A 17,216-nucleotide genomic window follows, 5' to 3' on the forward strand; every position below is an offset into this window, starting at 1 on the left:
GATGAAAAAACTCGTGATCCTGATTTCCGGTCGCGGCAGCAACATGGAGGCCATCGTCCGCGCGTGCGCGCAGGAACGCTGGCCGGCCGAGGTCGCTGCCGTGATCGCCAACCGGCCCGACGCGGCCGGCCTGGCTTTTGCCGCGTCGCACGGGGTGGCGACCGCGGTGGTCGACCATCGCTCGTTCGACGGCCGCGACAGCTTCGACGCGGCGCTCGCCGCCGAGATCGACCGTTTCGCGCCCGATCTCGTCGTGCTCGCCGGCTTCATGCGCATCCTCACGCCTGATTTCGTCAGACGATACGAGGGCCGGCTGCTGAACATCCATCCGTCGTTGCTGCCGAGCTTCAAGGGCATCCACACGCACCAGCAGGCGCTGGATGCCGGCGTTGCGCTGCATGGCGCGAGCGTGCATTTCGTGATTCCCGAGCTCGACAGCGGCGCGATCGTCGCGCAGGGCGCGGTGCCCGTGCGCGCGGGCGACGACGCGGCCGCGCTCGCGCAGCGCGTGCTGACGGTCGAGCACGAGCTGTATCCGCGTGCCGTGCGCTGGTTCGTCGAGGGGCGCCTGCGCCTCGAGAACGGCCGGGCAGTGGTGCCGCCGGATGAGGCGCGCTGGATTTTCGCGGATCAACCGCATACCGAAACGAGCGAGGGCGTATGAAGCTGCACGGATTCCTGATTGGCCAGACCGAGACCTTGCTGGCCGAGGTGCTGAAGTTCACCGGCCCCGCCGACGCGACCACGAGCCGGTTCTTCCGCGCGCACCCGAAGCTCGGCCACGCCGAGCGCGGCGTGATCGCCGAGGCGGTGTTCGCGGTGCTGCGCCGGAAGATGGAGTTTTCGCACCTGGCCGAGAGTGGCACGGGCAGCCCCGCGCGGCGCCTGACGCTGCTCGGCCTGATGCAGACGCTCGGCCGCAATGCGCTGAAGCCGTTCGTGTCCGACACCGAGGCCGCGTGGCTCGAGCACGTGTCGAAGATCGATCCGGCGAGCCTGCCGGTGCGCGTGCGCACGAACCTGCCGGACTGGATCTACCAGGCGCTGTCGGCCCGTTTCGATGCCGAGGAACTCGCGCAGCTCGCCGCGGCGCTGAACTACCCGGCGCCGCTGGACCTGCGCGCCAACGCACAGAAGGCGACGCGCGATCAGGTGATCGACGCGCTGCGCGCGAACGGCATCGACGCGGGCGAGACGCCGTTTGCGCCGCACGGCGTGCGCGTCGTCGGCAAGCCGGCGCTCACGCGCCTGAAGCTGTTCGAGGAAGGTCAGATCGAGGTGCAGGACGAGGGCAGCCAGCTGCTGTGCTCGCTGGTCGCGCCGCGACGCGGCGAGATGGTCGTCGATTTCTGCGCGGGCGCCGGCGGCAAGACGCTCGCGCTCGGCGCGATGATGCGCTCGACCGGGCGCCTGTATGCGTTCGACGTGTCGGAAAAGCGCCTCACGAAGCTGAAGCCGCGCCTCGCGCGCAGCGGGCTATCGAACGTGAATCCGGTGCTGATCGACAGCGAGCACGACGCGAAAATCAAGCGGCTCGCCGGCAAGATCGACCGCGTGCTGGTCGACGCGCCGTGCAGCGGTCTCGGCACGCTGCGCCGCAACCCCGACCTCAAGTGGCGCCAGACGCGCACGTCGATCGAGGAACTCACGCCGAAGCAGGCGTCGATCCTCGCGAGCGCCGCGCGTCTCGTGAAGAAGGGCGGCCGGCTCGTGTACGCGACCTGCAGCGTGCTCGACGCGGAGAACGAAGCGATCGTCGAGCAGTTCCTGGCCGATCATCCGGACTTCGTGCTGGTGCCCGCGCAGAAGGTGCTGGCCGACCAGCGCATCGCGCTCGAGACCGGCGACTACCTGTCGCTGTGGCCGCACCGCCATGCGACCGACGGCTTCTTCGCCGCGGTCCTTGAACGGCGCGCGCAGTAACGGCAGGACCCACGGATGATGCAGAACCGCCTGCTGTCGCACCGGCTCGCGTCGGTGATCCGCGACTTCAACCAGCCCGTGATGATCTGGCAGGCAGCGATCCTCGTCGGCGCGCTGTGTTTCGCGTGGGTTGCCGCGCGCTTCGTGCACGGCCGCATCGACGCGCGCCGGCGCGCGGCCGGCCGGACGCCGGGCGCCGGTGCGCAAAGCCTGAAGCGCGCGCTGTTCCCGCTGTTCGGCGGCCTGTTCGTGCTGGCCGCGCAGCTTGGGTTCGACCCGTTCATGTCGACGTCGCTGTTGTCGCTCGCGCTCGTGCCGCTGTTCGGCATCGGGTTGATCTACGTACTGTTCTTCTTCGCGCGGCGCGTGTTTGCCCGTGACGGCCACACGCATGCGTGGCTGTCGATCGTCGAGAAGATCGTGTCGGTGATCGTCTGGGCGGCGATGGTGCTCACGGTGCTGGGGATCCAGCGCGACGTGATCGCGTGGCTCGACAGCGTGCAGTTCCGCGTCGCGAATGCGCACCTGACGCTGCTGTCGGTGATTTCCGGCGCGCTGTGGGTGTGCGTGACGCTGATGGTCGCGATGTGGCTCGGCTCCGTGTTCGAGGAGCGTCTCGCGCGCGCCTCCACGCTCGACGCGAACCTGAAGGTCGTGCTGTCACGGGTCGGCCGCGCGCTGCTCGTGTTCGCGGCGATCCTGATCGGGCTGTCGCTCGTCGGCATCGACGTGACGGTGCTCGGCGTGTTCGGCGGCGCGGTGGGCGTCGGCCTTGGCTTCGGGCTGCAGAAGATCGCCAGCAATTACGTGTCGGGCTTCATCATCCTGCTCGACCGCTCGTTGCGGCTCGGCGACGCGATCAGCGTCGGCGGGCTGCAGGGCGTCGTCACGCAGATTCGCACGCGTTATACGGTCGTGCGCGGCCTCGACGGCAACGAGACGCTGATCCCGAACGAGAAACTGATCACCGACGTCGTGCAGAACCAGTCGTCGTACCTGACGCGCGGCTATGCGAAGGTCGCCGTGCAGGTCGCCTATACCAGCGACGTCGAGCAGGCGCTCTCGGTGCTCGCGGAAGCCGCGAACGGCGTGCCGCGCGTGCTCGCGGAGCCGGCGCCGACCGCGTACCTGGTCAGCTTCGGCGCGGACGGGATCGATCTGGAGCTCGGTTTCTGGATCGAGGATTCGGCGAAAGGCACGTCGGGCGTGCGTTCGTCCGTGAACCGCAACATCTGGCGGCTTTTCGGCGAGCACGGAATCTCGATTCCGTTCCCGCAGCGCGAAGTGCGCGTGGTCGGCCTGCCCGACGGGTTTGCCGCGACCGGCGTGGTGGCCGAGGGCGTGCCCGTGGCGGCGGTCAACGGCGCGGGGGACGGGCGGGCGTCGGCGGCCTAGGCGCGAATCGGGCAAATCGGGCGGTCAGAACCGGAGCGCGGGGCTTTCCCGGTCCGCCGATGGACTGTCCGCGTTGCGTCAAGACAAGAAAATATTCATTTTTTACAAAGACTTGGAACGGTTGAAGTAAAATTCCGGTCTACACGCGGTATGCTTTCATTTTTATGACGTCGGCCTGCGTCGGCGTCGCTCTCACCACAGGTAACTGCCTTGTTGAATTCCCTGCTCGATTTTCTTTCCCACGGGCTCCTGCGCTTTTCGTGGTGGCAGGTCGCGCTGTTCGCGCTCGCCGTCACGCACGTCACGATCATCGGCGTGACGGTCTACCTGCACCGCTGCCAGGCGCACCGCGCGCTGGAGCTGCACCCGATCGCGAGCCACTTCTTCCGTGTCTGGCTGTGGATGACGACGGGCATGCTGACGGGCCAGTGGGCCGCGATCCATCGCAAGCACCACGCGAAATGCGAAACCGAGGAAGATCCGCACAGCCCGCAGACGCGCGGCATCTGGAAGGTGTTCCTCGAAGGCGCCGAGCTGTATCGCGCGGAAGCGAAGAACGAAGAAACGATGCGCAAGTTCAGCCACGGCACGCCGAATGACTGGATCGAGCGCAATCTGTACTCGAAGTACCCGATCCTTGGCGTGAGCCTGATGATGGTGATCGACGTCGCGCTGTTCGGCGTGCTCGGCCTGACCGTGTGGGCCGTGCAGATGGTCTGGATTCCGTTCTGGGCCGCGGGTGTCGTGAACGGGTTCGGCCACTTCTGGGGCTACCGCAACTTCAACTCGGCCGACGCGAGCACGAACCTGTTCCCGTGGGGCATCGTGATCGGCGGCGAAGAACTGCACAACAACCACCACACGTTCGCGACGTCGGCGAAGCTGTCGAACAAGTGGTACGAGTTCGATATCGGCTGGATGTATATCCGCATCATGTCGGCATTCGGCCTCGCGAAGGTGAAGAAGGTCGCCCCGACCCCGCGTCTGAACAAGCCGAAGACGGTGCTCGACCAGGAAACGCTGCAGGCCGTGCTGTCGAACCGCTACGAAGTGATGGCGCGCTACGGCAAGGCCGTGAAGCGTGCGTACCGCCAGGAGCTCGCGCACCTGAAGGAACTCGGTTCGAGCGAGAAGTACCAGCTGATGCGTGGCGCGCGCAAGTGGTTCCACAAGGATGCCGACGGCCTCGACGAGCCGCAGAAGAAGCTGCTGCCGGAGATTTTCGCGAACAGCCAGAAGCTGCATACGTACTTCCAGCTGCGCCAGGATCTGGCCGCGATCTGGGATCGTTCGACCGCCTCGCGCGAACAGCTGCTCGCGCAATTGCAGGATTGGTGCCATCGCGCGGAACAAAGCGGCATCAAGGCGCTGCAGGAATTCGCGACGCGCCTGCGCCGCTACGCCTGATTCGAAATCGATTAGAATCTCAGGACGTCACAAACCCCGCGTTGGCGGGGTTTTTTCATTTGGGCGGCTGGTTTTCGAAGGGCGACCGGAAGTGCCGGAATTCGTGTGAGGCTTGGGGCGCGGCGACGTGGCGCTCCGGGTGATAGCGTAGAGGATGGGGCTGGAGTGCGCGCTGAAGCGCTGACTCGGACCGACCGCGAAGCATGGGGCCCGAGTAAGTGCTGAAGGACTTACTCGGGCCGACCGCGAAGCATGGGACCCGAGTAAGTGCTGAAGGACTTACTCGGGCCGACCGCGAAGCATGGGACCCGAGTAAGTGCTGAAGCACTAACTCGGGCCGACAGGAGATATGGAGATGCAATCGACGATCAAATCCGTCGAGTACGACCGGCCGGTCTCGGCAGGAACCGTCTGTGGCGTCGGGCAAGCGTGGGCCAAGGTGCCCGATGCACCGTCGGCCGAAGAACGCGCCGCCCTGAAGGCGCGCATCAAGGCGCTGCTCGCACGTGAAAAGGCCGTGCTCGTCGCTCACTACTACGTGGACGCCGAGCTGCAGGAACTGGCCGACGAAACCGGCGGCTGCGTCGCCGATTCGCTTGAAATGGCCCGCTTCGGCCGCGACCACGACGCACAGACGCTCGTCGTCGCCGGCGTGCGCTTCATGGGCGAAACCGCCAAGATCCTGAGCCCCGGGAAACGCGTACTGATGCCCGATCTCGACGCGACCTGCTCGCTCGATCTCGGTTGCCCGGTCGACGAATTCTCCGCGTTCTGCGATGCGCATCCCGATCGCACCGTCGTCGTCTATGCAAACACCAGCGCCGCCGTGAAGGCGCGCGCCGACTGGATGGTCACGTCGTCGATCGGCCTCGAGATCGTCGCTGACCTGCACGCACGGGGCGAGAAGATCATCTGGGCACCCGATCGCCATCTCGGCAGCTACATCCAGAAGAAAACCGGCGCGGACATGCTGTTGTGGCAGGGTTCGTGCCTCGTCCACGACGAATTCAAGGGCATCGAGCTCGACCTGCTGCGCGCCGAGTATCCGGACGCGAAGGTGCTCGTGCATCCCGAGTCGCCGGAAAACGTCGTCGCGCAGGCGGACGTCGTCGGCTCGACGACGCAACTGATCGACGCAGCCGTGAAGTTCGACGCGACGCACTTCATCGTCGCGACCGACCTCGGCATCCTGCACAAGATGCAGCTCGCGGCGCCCGGCAAGACCTTCATCGCCGCGCCGACGGCCGGCAACAGCGCGACCTGCAAGAGCTGCGCCCATTGCCCGTGGATGGCGATGAACGGTCTCGCGAACCTCGCCGACGTGCTCGAGCGCGGTCACAACGAGATCTTCGTCGATCCCGCGATCGGCGCGCGCGCGCGTCTGCCGATCGACCGGATGCTCGATTTCGCAGCGGCGCACAAGAAGCGCGTGCAGGCGAGCGGCGATCTGCAGCGCGATCAGCAACTGTTCGCGAACGTGGGGGCTGCATGAACGGCGCAGTTTCTCCACTGTTCGAAGCCGTGCGCGCACAATACGGCGCGGCATTCGACGAAGCGATCGCACGCAACGTCGCCGATGCGATCGCCGAAGACGTCGGCACCGGTGACCAGACCGGGCGACTCGTGCCGGCCGGGGAGCGGCGCCGTGCGCGCATCATCGTGCGTGAGGAAGCGGTGTTGTGCGGCGTGCCGTGGTTCGAGGCCGTCATCTCGCGCATCGATCCGTCGATTGTCGTGCAGTGGCGGTATCGCGAAGGCGACCGGATGACGCCGGATTCGACGGTCTGCGAACTCGAAGGACCGGCGCGCGCGCTGTTGACGGCCGAGCGCAACGGGCTGAACTTCCTGCAACTGCTGTCGGGCGTCGCGACCGCAACGCGTCGTTACGTCGATCGCGTCGAAGGCACGCGCGCGAAGATCCTCGATACGCGCAAGACGCTGCCGGGCCTGCGGCTCGCGCAGAAGTACGCGGTGCGGGTCGGCGGCGGCGAGAACCAGCGTCTCGCGCTGTACGACGGCATCCTGATCAAGGAAAACCACATTGCGGCAGCCGGCGGCGTCGGCGAAGCGCTCGATGCGGCGTTCGCCCTCGATTCAGGCGTGCCGGTGCAGGTCGAGGTCGAGACGCTCGCGCAGCTCGACACGGCGCTCGCGCATGGCGCGCAATCGGTGCTGCTTGACAACTTCACGCTCGACATGATGCGCGAAGCGGTGCGTGTCGCGACTGGCAAGGCCGTGCTCGAAGTGTCGGGCGGTGTCAATTTCGATACGGTGCGCACGTTCGCGGAGACGGGCGTCGACCGCATCTCGATCGGCGCGCTGACGAAGGACGTGCGCGCGACCGACTATTCGATGCGGATCGTCGACTGACCGTGCGATAGTCCGTTTGATGAAAAAAGCCGCTGGCGCGCAAACGCCAGCGGCTTTTTTGTGGGCCTCAAGCCGGAAGGGTCTGCCGCTCAGCGGCGCGAGCGGGGCGTGAGCACGCTCGGCAGCGCCTTCGGCAGCGTGTGCGGCCAGTCGCGGCTGTAGTGAAGCCCGCGGCTTTCGCGGCGCGAGTACGCGCTCTTCACGATCAGTGTCGCGACGTCGACGAGATTGCGCAGTTCGAGCAGGTCGCGCGTCACGCGGAAGTTTGCGTAGTACTCGTGGATCTCGTCGCGCAGCAGCGACAAACGATGCTTCGCGCGCTCGAGACGCTTGTCGGTGCGCACGATGCCGACGTAGTTCCACATCAGCCGGCGCAGTTCGTCCCAGTTGTGCGCGACGACGACTTCCTCGTCCGCATCCGACACGCGGCTTTCGTCCCATGCGGGCAGCGTGCCCGGCGTTTCGGCGTCGAAGCCGGCGGCCTCGATTGCCTCGGCCGCCGCGCGGCCGATCACGAGGCATTCGAGCAGCGAATTGCTCGCGAGCCGGTTCGCGCCGTGCAGCCCCGTGTACGACGTCTCGCCGACCGCATACAGGCCCGCGAGATCGGTGCGTCCCGCGAGGTCGGTGACGACGCCGCCGCACGTGTAGTGCGCGGCCGGCACGACCGGAATCGGCTGCTTCGCGATGTCGATGCCGAATTCGAGGCAGCGCGCGTGGATCGTCGGGAAGTGTTCGCGCAGGAATGCTTCCGGCTGATGGCTGATGTCGAGATACACGCAGTCGATCCCGCGCTTCTTGATCTCGAAGTCGATCGCGCGCGCGACGATGTCGCGCGGCGCGAGTTCCGCGCGCGGATCGTGCGCGGGCATGAAGCGCGTGCCATCCGGCAGTTTCAGCAGGCCGCCTTCGCCGCGCACGGCTTCCGAAATCAGGAACGATTTCGCGTACGGATGGAACAGGCAGGTCGGGTGGAACTGGATGAATTCCATGTTCGACACGCGGCAGCCCGCGCGCCACGCCATCGCGATGCCGTCGCCGGTCGCGGTGTCGGGGTTCGTCGTGTACAGGTAGACTTTGCCGGCGCCGCCGGTCGCGAGTACCGTGTGCGGTGCCTCGATCGTGATCGTGCGATCGTTGTCGACGTCGAGCGCATACAGCCCGTGACAGCGGCGGCCGGGCAGTCCGAGCCGGTCCGACGTGATCAGGTCGATCGCATGGTGGTTTTCGAAGAACGTGATGTTCGGATGCTGGCGCGCGCGGTCGGACAGCGTCGCGAGCACCGCATGGCCGGTTGCGTCGGCCGCGTGGATGATTCGGCGGTGACTATGGCCGCCTTCGCGCGTCAGATGGAAGCCGAGTTCGGCCGCATCGTCCTTCGTGAACGGCACGCCCTGCGAAATCAGCCATTCGATCGCTTCGCGGCCGTGCTCGACGATGTAGCGCGTCGCGCCTTCGTCGCACAGCCCGCCGCCGGCGACCAGCGTGTCGTCGACGTGGTTCTCGATGCTGTCCGCCGAATCGAGGACGGCCGCAATGCCGCCTTGCGCGTGATCGCTTGCCCCCTCCATCATCGAACGTTTAGCGATCAGCGCGACACGTCGCGTGCTGGCCAGGTTGAGTGCGACCGACAGCCCTGCCAGGCCGCTGCCGACGATCGCCACGTCGAATTTCATGCTGCATCTCCATCGTTACGCTTTAGCTCTTGTGCGTTCCGTCGGCCGTGGCCGGGGAAAGAGGAGAGCATACCGCGTCGGGCTCGCGCGTGCGCGCAAAACCCCACGCGTGCGCGCAAAACAAAAAGCCCCGCATGTGCGGGGCTTTTTGGTCGCCGTCAGGCTGGCAGAAACCGGAGATTACTTGATCTTGGTTTCTTTGTATTCCACATGCTTGCGGACGACGGGATCGAACTTCTTGATCGCCATCTTTTCCGGCATGTTGCGCTTGTTCTTCGTGGTCGTGTAGAAGTGACCCGTACCAGCGGTCGACTCCAGCTTGATCTTGTCGCGTGCGCCTTTTGCCATGATTGTGCTCCTTGGGCTTAGGCTTCGCCGCGTGCGCGCAGGTCAGCGAGCACGGAATCGATGCCGTTCTTGTCGATCAGGCGCAGGCCGGCGTTCGAGACGCGCAGGCGCACCCAGCGGTTTTCGCTCTCCACCCAGAACCGGCGGTTTTGCAGGTTCGGGAGGAAGCGGCGCTTCGTCTTGTTGTTGGCGTGGGAAACGTTGTTGCCGCTCATCGGCGCTTTCCCAGTTACTTGGCATACGCGTGCCATGAGAGCACTCCTAATACGCTAAATTCGGGGTTCGATCGCCGATGAAGGTTCCATCGTACCGCCACGTGATCCATGGCTGCACTCAGAACGCCGAAGCCTTTACAGACAAGGCCCTTCGATGGCTAGAACTGGTTGGAAAAAAGACAGACGACGATTCTAGCAGAAAAAGTTCAGAAAAATCAAACCCAATTTCGCTTCGTCGTTGCGGAGACCCCGGGGCGGGTCGCCGGGCCACAGTCTACAGCCAACCGGCGCGTGCGAACGAAAATGTATCGTCGGTGCCGACGACGACGTGATCGAGCAGCTTCGCGTCGACGAGCGTGAGCGCTTCGTGCAGCATGCGCGTCAGGCGGCGATCTTCCGCGCTGGGCTGCACCGCGCCGGACGGGTGATTGTGCGCGATGATCAGCGCGGCGGCATTCAGCATGAGCGCGCGCCGCACGATCTCGCGCGGATAGACGACCATCCGTGTCAGCGAGCCGCGTGCGCTCTCTTCCACGTCGATGAGGCCGTGACGGGCGTCCAGGTACAGCGTGACGAATACTTCGTGCGGACGCGTGCCGATCCTGAGCCGCAGATAGTCCTCGACCGCGCCTGGCGAGCCGATCTGCATCCGCTCGCGGGCTTTCTCGGCCAGCGCGCGCTGAACGATCTCGGTCACCGCGATCAGTACCGCCGAGCGAGCGGGGCCAATGCCGGGGTGCATGGCGAACGCGCCGGGCTCCGCGTCGAGCATGTTGCGCAGCGAATCGCCGAAACGTGCGAGCAGCGCGCGGGCGCTGGCGAACACGTCGTGGCCGCCGCCGCCCGTGCCGAGCAGCAGCGCGATCAGCTCCGCGTCGGTCAGCGCGGCCGGCCCGCGTTCCAGCAACCGCTCGCGCGGCAGATGGGGTTTCCAGTTTCGCGTGCGGCGCGTGCGCGACGGCGTGGCTGCGTCGATGCGGCGGGCCGGAGCGACGGGCGCATCGGCGATGTCGCGACATTCGGTCGCCGGGGCGGTGAGACAGGGTGACGGCATGATCCAGACTCCATTGGCGGCGTGCGCGGGCGCGATGTCGTCGCACTTTCAGCCTTGCGCGCTCAGGTGACTTACAATATTGGCTTTGCGCCGGGCCTTTCGGCCAGTTCGGGCGCCGACGAACACGAGTCATTCATGAGCATCATCGACCTATCCGAAGTGAAGCCCGGTTCCCATGTCACGCTGCATTACCGGCTTGCGTTGGCCGACGGCGCCGACATCGTCAACACCTTCTCCGACAAGCCCGCCACGCTGCTGCTCGGCGCGGGGCAACTGGCGCCCTCGCTGGAACAGATTCTGATCGGGCTCAGGGTGGGCGACCATTCGACTTATCAGCTAACGCCCGAGCAGGGGTTCGGTCCCCGCAATCCCGACATGCTCCAGCGCGTGACGCTGTCGACGCTGCGGGAGAACGGGATGGTCGGCGACGATTTCACGCCGGGCGACCTGATCGAGTTCAACGCGCCGGACGGCGGCCGCTATGCAGGGGTGCTGAAGGAAGTCAGCGAAACCTCGGCGCTGTTCGACTTCAATCATCCGCTCGCGGGCCAAGCGCTCACGTTCGAAGTGAAAATCATCGGAATCCTGTAATCATGAGCACCACCGATACGCTGTCCGGGCAGACCGTCGCCGCCGATGCCGAAATCCTGCTGGCCCAGCCGCGTGGCTTCTGCGCGGGCGTCGATCGTGCGATCGAGATCGTCGAGCGCGCGATCGCGATGCACGGTGCGCCGATCTACGTCCGTCACGAGATGGTCCACAACAAGTACGTGGTCGAGGATCTGAAGAAGAAAGGCGCGATCTTCGTCGAGGAACTCGAGGAAGTGCCGGCCGGCAACACCGTGATCTTCAGCGCGCACGGCGTGTCGAAGGCCGTGCGCGACGAGGCGGACGTGCGCGGGTTGCGCATTTACGATGCAACGTGCCCGCTCGTCACGAAGGTGCACGTCGAAGTGGCGAAGATGCGCCAGGACGGTGTCGACATCGTGATGATCGGCCACAAGGGCCACCCGGAAGTCGAAGGCACGATGGGGCAGGTCGAGCGCGGCATGCATCTCGTCGAAAGCGTCGAGGACGTGCAGAAGCTCGAGCTCGCCGATCCCGAGCGCATCGCACTCGTCACGCAGACGACGCTGTCCGTCGACGACGCCGCCGAGATCATCGGCGCGCTGAAGGCGAAGTATCCGAAGATTCGCGAACCGAAGAAACAGGACATCTGCTACGCGACGCAGAACCGCCAGGATGCGGTGAAGTTCATGGCGCCGCAGTGCGACGTCGTGATCGTCGTCGGCAGCCCGAACAGCTCGAATTCGAGCCGGCTGCGTGAAGTGGCCGAGAAGCGTGGCGTGGCCGCGTACATGGTCGACGCACCGGACCAGATCGATCCGGCATGGGTCGCCGGCAAGCGCCGCATCGGCGTGACGGCCGGGGCATCGGCGCCGGAAGTGCTCGCCCAGGCCGTGATCGCGCGGCTGCGCGAGTTGGGTGTGCGCAACGTCCGTGCACTCGAAGGCATCGAGGAAAACGTGTCGTTTCCGCTGCCGCGCGGGCTGAACCTGCCGCCTGCCGCCTGATTGCCGCATCGCACCCGCGATACCCCGAAGCGCGCCGTTTGGCGCGCTTTTTTTTGCGTTGCGAAAACGAGATCGCAACCATTATTCACATCAATGGTGCAACCCGGTTGCTATCGCCGCGCTGAACCGTCTCTCAAAATTGGTTGCAATGCAGGAAAACCCCATCGAATCAGGATTATTGGCGTCCTATAAATGGAGTTACAATGCGCCCGTTTTCAGGCCGGAATGGCTTTGAAATCGGGTTTTGGCAAGGCGCGGGAGACCTACTCGATGCATGTGAAGTTGGCTTACGCCATGTCCGTCGCCGCACCGGTTGCAATGATTGCCGGCTGCAGCAAAAAGAGCGACGACGAGGCGGGCAGGGACGCTGCGGCACGCGCAGCACTGGCAGCCAGCGACGTGCGCGCTGCCGGAACCGGTCGTGCGGTGCCGTTGGTGTGCCGCATTGCGCAATCGGACAGTGACAAGGACTACGGGGCACGTTTGGCGATCGAGGAAATCAACGCGCAGGGCTCGAAGATCGGCATGCATTCGGTACGGCGGGCAGCACGCGCCGGCGCCGCCGCCATCGACCGGGCGACGGGCCTGCAGATTGTCCGACAACGAGCCGCGGACCGCGATGCGGCAACGGCAGGGCGCGTCGAACGACGGACGCCCGGGTTTCGGGGCAACGCAGGCGACGTGCAGATGTCACGGGTCCCCTTTCATTTCGATTCGACGAAACAGCGTGTCGCCGCGACCCATCGCGTCGCGGCGGGCGGTCTGCTTCGTTTCACGGATTCCGACGCAGTCCTGACGAGAGTCGGGCGCCACCTTCGCGATGCCGGTTCGGGCGCCGCGGGGGCGGCGGCGGACGGCCCGCCTGCAGCGCAGGCGACGGCGTCCGGCATCGGAGCGCAAACCCTTGGTGACAACGGCATGTGCGTCGCCAAGGTGGTCGAGCCCGCGGGCGACGCGGCGCGCAACCTGATCTGTCCGGATGCAGGGTTCGTCCCGGCCCGGACGGAAAAAGGCATGGCGTTCGGGAAACCGGACACCGGCCGTTGCGGCACGTGCCTTACGACTTCAAGGAGGCCAAGTACACCGTCCTCGATGTCGTGACGATTTAGCGACGGGACTCATGATGGCACCGAAACAGTGCGGTGCCGTTCTGTATCCGCTCCGGCGGCAGGTCCGGCCGTACAGGCCGGGCGGCGCGCGCCGGAACGATCCACCCTTACCGGTATCGACTAGTACCCGCAGTGTCGCCGAGAAGGCGCGATTCCTCGCTTACCCGCGGGGCGCAACGTCCTCCGGCAGCATGGGCCAAGGAGCTTTAAATGGATATTTTCATCCAGCAGATCCTCAACGGGCTGGTGCTCGGCAGTGTCTACGCCATCATCGCGTTGGGCTACACGATGGTGTACGGCATTCTCGGCATCATCAACTTCGCGCACGGCGACGTGCTGATGATCGGCGCGATGGTCGCCCTGTCGGCGATCACCGTGCTGCAGAACCACTTCCCCGGACTCGGCAACGTCGCGACGCTGACGATCGGCCTTGGCATCGCCGCGGTCGTCTGCGCATGCGTGGGCTACACGATCGAGCGTGTCGCGTACCGGCCGCTGCGCCGCGCGCCGCGTCTCGCCCCGCTGATCACCGCGATCGGCGTGTCGATCCTGCTGCAGACGGCCGCGATGATCATCTGGTCGCGCAACCCGCTGCCGTTCCCGCAATTGCTGCCGACCGATCCGATCAACGTGATCAAGGCGACCGACACGACGCCCGGCGCCGTGATCTCGGTGACTGAAATCGTGATCATCGCGGTGGCGTTCATCGTGATGGCAGGTCTCCTGCTGCTCGTGCACAAGACCAAGCTCGGCCGCGCGATGCGTGCGATCGCCGAAAGCCCGAACACCGCGAGCCTGATGGGCGTGAACCCGAACTTCGTGATCTCGGCGACGTTCATGATCGGCTCCGCGCTCGCCGCGCTGGCCGGCGTGATGATCGCGTCCGAATACGGCAACGTGCACTTCTACATGGGCTTCATCCCCGGCATGAAGGCGTTCACGGCGGCGGTGCTCGGCGGGATCGGCAACCTCGGCGGCGCGATGGTCGGCGGCGTGGTGCTCGGCCTGATCGAGCAGCTCGGCGCGGGCTACATCGGCAACCTCACGGGCGGCGTATTCGGCAGTAACTACCAGGACGTGTTCGCATTCATCGTGCTGATCATCGTGCTGGTGTTCCGTCCGTCGGGCCTGCTGGGCGAACGTGTCGCGGACCGCGCGTAACGGAAGGGGAGCAAACAACATGACATCCATTCAACCGATCGAATCCTCGACGTCGCTCGTCGAAGAACGCAACACGGCCAAGACCGTCATCATCGGCATCCTGACCGCGGCCTTCGTGATCGCGGCGCCGATCATCATCGGCTCGGCAGGCGGCAATTACTGGGTCCGCGTGCTCGACTTCGCGATGCTGTACGTGATGCTCGCGCTGGGGCTGAACGTGGTGGTCGGCTTCGCCGGCCTGCTCGACCTCGGCTACATCGCGTTCTACGCGGTGGGCGCGTATACGGCGGCACTGCTGAGCTCGCCGCACCTGACCTCGCAGTTCGAGTGGATCGCGGCGCTCGCGCCGAACGGCCTGCACATCCCGTTCCTGATCATCGTGCCGATCGCGATGGCGCTGGCGGCGACCTTCGGGATCCTGCTCGGCGCGCCGACGCTGCGCCTGCGCGGCGACTACCTGGCGATCGTCACGCTCGGCTTCGGTGAAATCGTCCGAATCTTCATGAACAACCTCGACCGTCCGGTGAACATCACCAACGGCCCGAAGGGGATCACGGGCATCGATCCGGTGCACGTCGCCGGCTTCAACCTGTCGCAGACGCACTCGCTGTTCGGCTTCCAGCTGCCGTCGGTGTACATGTACTACTACCTGTTCGTGCTGTGCTCGCTGCTGGTGATCTGGGTGTGTACGCGCCTGCAGCACTCGCGTATCGGCCGCGCATGGGCCGCGATCCGCGAGGACGAAATCGCGGCGAAGGCGATGGGCATCAACACCCGTAACGTGAAGCTGCTCGCGTTCGCGATGGGCGCGTCGTTCGGCGGCCTGTCGGGCTCGATGTTCGGCGCGTTCCAGGGCTTCGTGTCGCCCGAGTCGTTCACGTTCTGGGAATCGATCGTCGTGCTCGCCTGCGTGGTGCTCGGCGGCATGGGCCACATCCCGGGCGTGATCCTGGGCGCGGTGCTGCTCGCGATCTTCCCGGAATTCCTGCGCTCGACGATGAGCCCGCTGCAGCATGCGATCTTCGGTCACGACATCGTCGATACCGAAGTGATCCGTCAGGCGCTGTACGGCCTCGCGATGGTCATCATCATGCTGTACCGCTCGGAAGGCCTGTGGCCGGCGCCGAAGCATGAGGACAAGATCGCGAAACTGGCGAAGCGCAACAGCAAGAAGCCGGTGCGCGCTTAACCAACGGACAAGGGGATATCACACATGAGCGACAAGCAAATCCGACTGTCCGTCAAAGGCGTGAACAAGCGCTTCGGCGGCTTGCAGGCACTGTCCGACGTCGGCCTCGAGATCAAGGAAGGCGAGATCTACGGCCTGATCGGCCCTAACGGCGCCGGCAAGACGACGTTCTTCAACGTGATCACGGGCCTTTACACGCCGGACTCCGGCGAGTTCAAGCTCGACGGCACGGAATACAAGCCGACCGCGGTGCACCAGGTCGCGAAGACGGGCATCGCGCGTACGTTCCAGAACATTCGACTGTTCGGCGGGATGACCGCGCTCGAGAACGTGATGGTGGGCCGCCACGTGCGGACCAAGCACGGGCTGCTCGGCGCGGTGTTCCAGACGCCGGCGGAACGCCAGGAAGAGCGTGAGATCAAGGAGCGCGCGATCGAGCTGCTCGAATACGTGGGCGTGCTGCAGTACGCGGACTACACGTCGCGCAACCTGTCGTACGGCCACCAGCGCCGGCTGGAAATCGCCCGCGCGCTGGCGACCGACCCGAAGCTGCTCGCGCTCGACGAGCCGGCGGCCGGGATGAACGCGACCGAGAAGGTCGAACTCACGCGCCTGCTCGACAAGATCCGCTCGGACGGCCGCACGATTCTCCTGATCGAGCACGACGTGAAGCTCGTGATGGGGCTGTGCAACCGGATGACGGTGCTCGATTACGGCAAGGTGATCGCCGAGGGTCTGCCGCAGGACGTGCAGAAGAATCCGAAGGTGATTGAGGCATATCTCGGCGCAGGGGTGCACTGATGGCAGCGGCAATGTTGAAAATCAAGGGCTTGCAGGTCAACTACGGCGGCATCCAGGCCGTCAAGGGCGTTGACATGGAAGTCCGCCAGGGCGAACTCGTGACGCTGATTGGCGCGAACGGTGCCGGCAAGACCACGACGATGAAGGCGATCACGGGTCTCAAGCCGTATTCGGCGGGTGACATCGAGTACGACGGCAAGTCGATCAAGGGCGTGCCGTCGCACGAACTGCTCAAACGCGGGCTCGCGATGGTGCCGGAAGGCCGCGGGATCTTCGCGCGGATGTCGATCATCGAGAACATGCAGATGGGCGCGTACCTGCGCAACGACAAGGAGCAGATCAAGAAGGACGTCGACCGGATGTTCGGCTTCTTCCCGCGTCTCAAGGAGCGTGCGACGCAGCTCGCGGGCACGCTGTCGGGCGGCGAGCAGCAGATGCTGGCGATGTCGCGCGCGATCCTGAGCAAGCCGAAGCTGCTGCTGCTCGACGAGCCGTCGATGGGGCTGTCGCCGATCATGGTCGAGAAGATCTTCGAAGTGGTTCGCGAGATCTCGAAGGAGGGCATCACGGTGCTGCTGGTCGAGCAGAACGCACGCCTCGCGCTGCAGGCGGCCGACCGCGGTTATGTGATGGACTCGGGTGTGGTCACGATGGAAGGCGATGCGAAGCAGATGCTCGACGATCCGAAGGTGCGGGCCGCGTATCTGGGTGAATGAGCGGGCCCGGTGTGGCGCGGCGGCGGATGCCGGCGTGCCGCACAAGGGCTTCGAAAGGCTGTCACGGGATGCCGTGACAGCTTTTTTTTCGTGCGGCGCGCCCGGCGACGAACTGTGCGTGCGGAGGCGACTCCATTCATTCGGCGGTGACGCCGACCATGCGGTGCGCGACTCGGTAGCAGGCCGTCCGCGACCGGCCGTCCGCGACCGGCCGTCCGCGACCGGCCGTCCGCAACCGGCCGTCCGCAACCGGCCGTCCGCAAACCGACACGCGGGCT

At 65.5% G+C, this 17,216-nt stretch carries 16 protein-coding genes and 1 pseudogene; 13 read left to right on the forward strand and 4 right to left on the reverse strand.

The features are described 5' to 3' along the window. Position 1 precedes the first annotated feature (1 nt). The 6 genes from purN to nadC all read left to right on the forward strand — a co-directional run bounded on the left by purN (position 2) and on the right by nadC (position 7,095). Positions 2-664: a phosphoribosylglycinamide formyltransferase gene (purN, locus tag LGM71_RS21440; protein ID WP_226116315.1), complete on the forward strand. Its 663-nt coding sequence runs from the start codon at positions 2-4 to the stop codon at positions 662-664. After that, positions 661-1,923 carry an RsmB/NOP family class I SAM-dependent RNA methyltransferase gene (locus LGM71_RS21445; RefSeq protein WP_124621548.1) on the forward strand — a complete coding sequence of 421 codons (1,263 nt, stop codon included), beginning with the start codon at positions 661-663 and terminating at the stop codon, positions 1,921-1,923. The genes purN and LGM71_RS21445 overlap by 4 nt, the downstream gene beginning before the upstream one ends. Before the next feature lie 18 nt (positions 1,924-1,941). Beyond that, positions 1,942-3,318, forward strand: a complete 1,377-nt coding sequence (locus tag LGM71_RS21450; RefSeq protein ID WP_124621680.1) for a mechanosensitive ion channel family protein — start codon at positions 1,942-1,944, stop codon at positions 3,316-3,318. Positions 3,319-3,528: 210 nt separating this feature from the next. Next, complete coding sequence (locus tag LGM71_RS21455; protein ID WP_059468287.1) at positions 3,529-4,725, forward strand: acyl-CoA desaturase; 1,197 nt, start codon at positions 3,529-3,531, stop codon at positions 4,723-4,725. A 355-nt stretch (positions 4,726-5,080) separates the two neighbouring features. After that, on the forward strand, positions 5,081-6,217 hold the full coding sequence (gene nadA / locus LGM71_RS21460; protein ID WP_059511738.1) for a quinolinate synthase NadA: 1,137 nt from the start codon (positions 5,081-5,083) through the stop codon (positions 6,215-6,217). After that, entirely contained in the window at positions 6,214-7,095 is an 882-nt protein-coding gene (gene nadC, locus LGM71_RS21465; protein ID WP_226116316.1) for a carboxylating nicotinate-nucleotide diphosphorylase, read from the forward strand. Before nadA ends, nadC begins: the two co-directional genes overlap by 4 nt. A gap of 89 nt (positions 7,096-7,184) precedes the next feature. Here nadC and nadB read toward each other — a convergent pair whose 3' ends face one another. The 4 genes from nadB to radC form a co-directional block, all read right to left on the reverse strand. Continuing rightward, positions 7,185-8,771: an L-aspartate oxidase gene (nadB, locus tag LGM71_RS21470; protein ID WP_059603954.1), complete on the reverse strand. Its 1,587-nt coding sequence runs from the start codon at positions 8,769-8,771 to the stop codon at positions 7,185-7,187. 180 nt (positions 8,772-8,951) lie between these two features. Continuing rightward, complete coding sequence (gene rpmG, locus LGM71_RS21475; RefSeq protein ID WP_006478046.1) at positions 8,952-9,119, reverse strand: 50S ribosomal protein L33; 168 nt, start codon at positions 9,117-9,119, stop codon at positions 8,952-8,954. A gap of 17 nt (positions 9,120-9,136) precedes the next feature. Continuing rightward, on the reverse strand, positions 9,137-9,370 hold the full coding sequence (rpmB, locus tag LGM71_RS21480; RefSeq protein ID WP_004186391.1) for a 50S ribosomal protein L28: 234 nt from the start codon (positions 9,368-9,370) through the stop codon (positions 9,137-9,139). A 238-nt stretch (positions 9,371-9,608) separates the two neighbouring features. Continuing rightward, complete coding sequence (gene radC / locus LGM71_RS21485) at positions 9,609-10,388, reverse strand: RadC family protein (RefSeq protein ID WP_226116318.1); 780 nt, start codon at positions 10,386-10,388, stop codon at positions 9,609-9,611. Positions 10,389-10,523: 135 nt separating this feature from the next. Between radC and LGM71_RS21490 the strand changes: the two genes are divergently transcribed. From LGM71_RS21490 to LGM71_RS21520, 7 genes and pseudogenes are all read left to right on the forward strand, one after another. Then, complete coding sequence (locus LGM71_RS21490; protein WP_059468284.1) at positions 10,524-10,979, forward strand: FKBP-type peptidyl-prolyl cis-trans isomerase; 456 nt, start codon at positions 10,524-10,526, stop codon at positions 10,977-10,979. Between the two features lie 2 nt (positions 10,980-10,981). Continuing rightward, the gene (gene ispH / locus LGM71_RS21495; protein WP_226116320.1) at positions 10,982-11,962 is read left to right on the forward strand and encodes a 4-hydroxy-3-methylbut-2-enyl diphosphate reductase; all 981 of its coding nucleotides are present in this window, start codon (positions 10,982-10,984) and stop codon (positions 11,960-11,962) included. A gap of 270 nt (positions 11,963-12,232) precedes the next feature. Next, positions 12,233-13,071 (forward strand): annotated as a pseudogene (locus tag LGM71_RS21500) (branched-chain amino acid ABC transporter). A 210-nt stretch (positions 13,072-13,281) separates the two neighbouring features. Then, complete coding sequence (locus tag LGM71_RS21505) at positions 13,282-14,232, forward strand: branched-chain amino acid ABC transporter permease (RefSeq protein WP_059468282.1); 951 nt, start codon at positions 13,282-13,284, stop codon at positions 14,230-14,232. Between the two features lie 19 nt (positions 14,233-14,251). Continuing rightward, entirely contained in the window at positions 14,252-15,421 is a 1,170-nt protein-coding gene (locus tag LGM71_RS21510; RefSeq protein WP_124901020.1) for an ABC transporter permease subunit, read from the forward strand. Between the two features lie 24 nt (positions 15,422-15,445). Next, positions 15,446-16,222 (forward strand): ABC transporter ATP-binding protein, encoded by a 777-nt coding sequence (locus LGM71_RS21515; protein WP_011352945.1) that lies wholly within the window; start codon positions 15,446-15,448, stop codon positions 16,220-16,222. Then, complete coding sequence (locus tag LGM71_RS21520) at positions 16,222-16,938, forward strand: ABC transporter ATP-binding protein (protein ID WP_059603937.1); 717 nt, start codon at positions 16,222-16,224, stop codon at positions 16,936-16,938. The genes LGM71_RS21515 and LGM71_RS21520 overlap by 1 nt, the downstream gene beginning before the upstream one ends. Positions 16,939-17,216 lie beyond the last annotated feature (278 nt).

It is taken from the genome of Burkholderia sp. AU33545 (genome assembly GCF_020419685.1).
Taxonomy (GTDB): Bacteria; Pseudomonadota; Gammaproteobacteria; order Burkholderiales; family Burkholderiaceae; genus Burkholderia; species Burkholderia diffusa.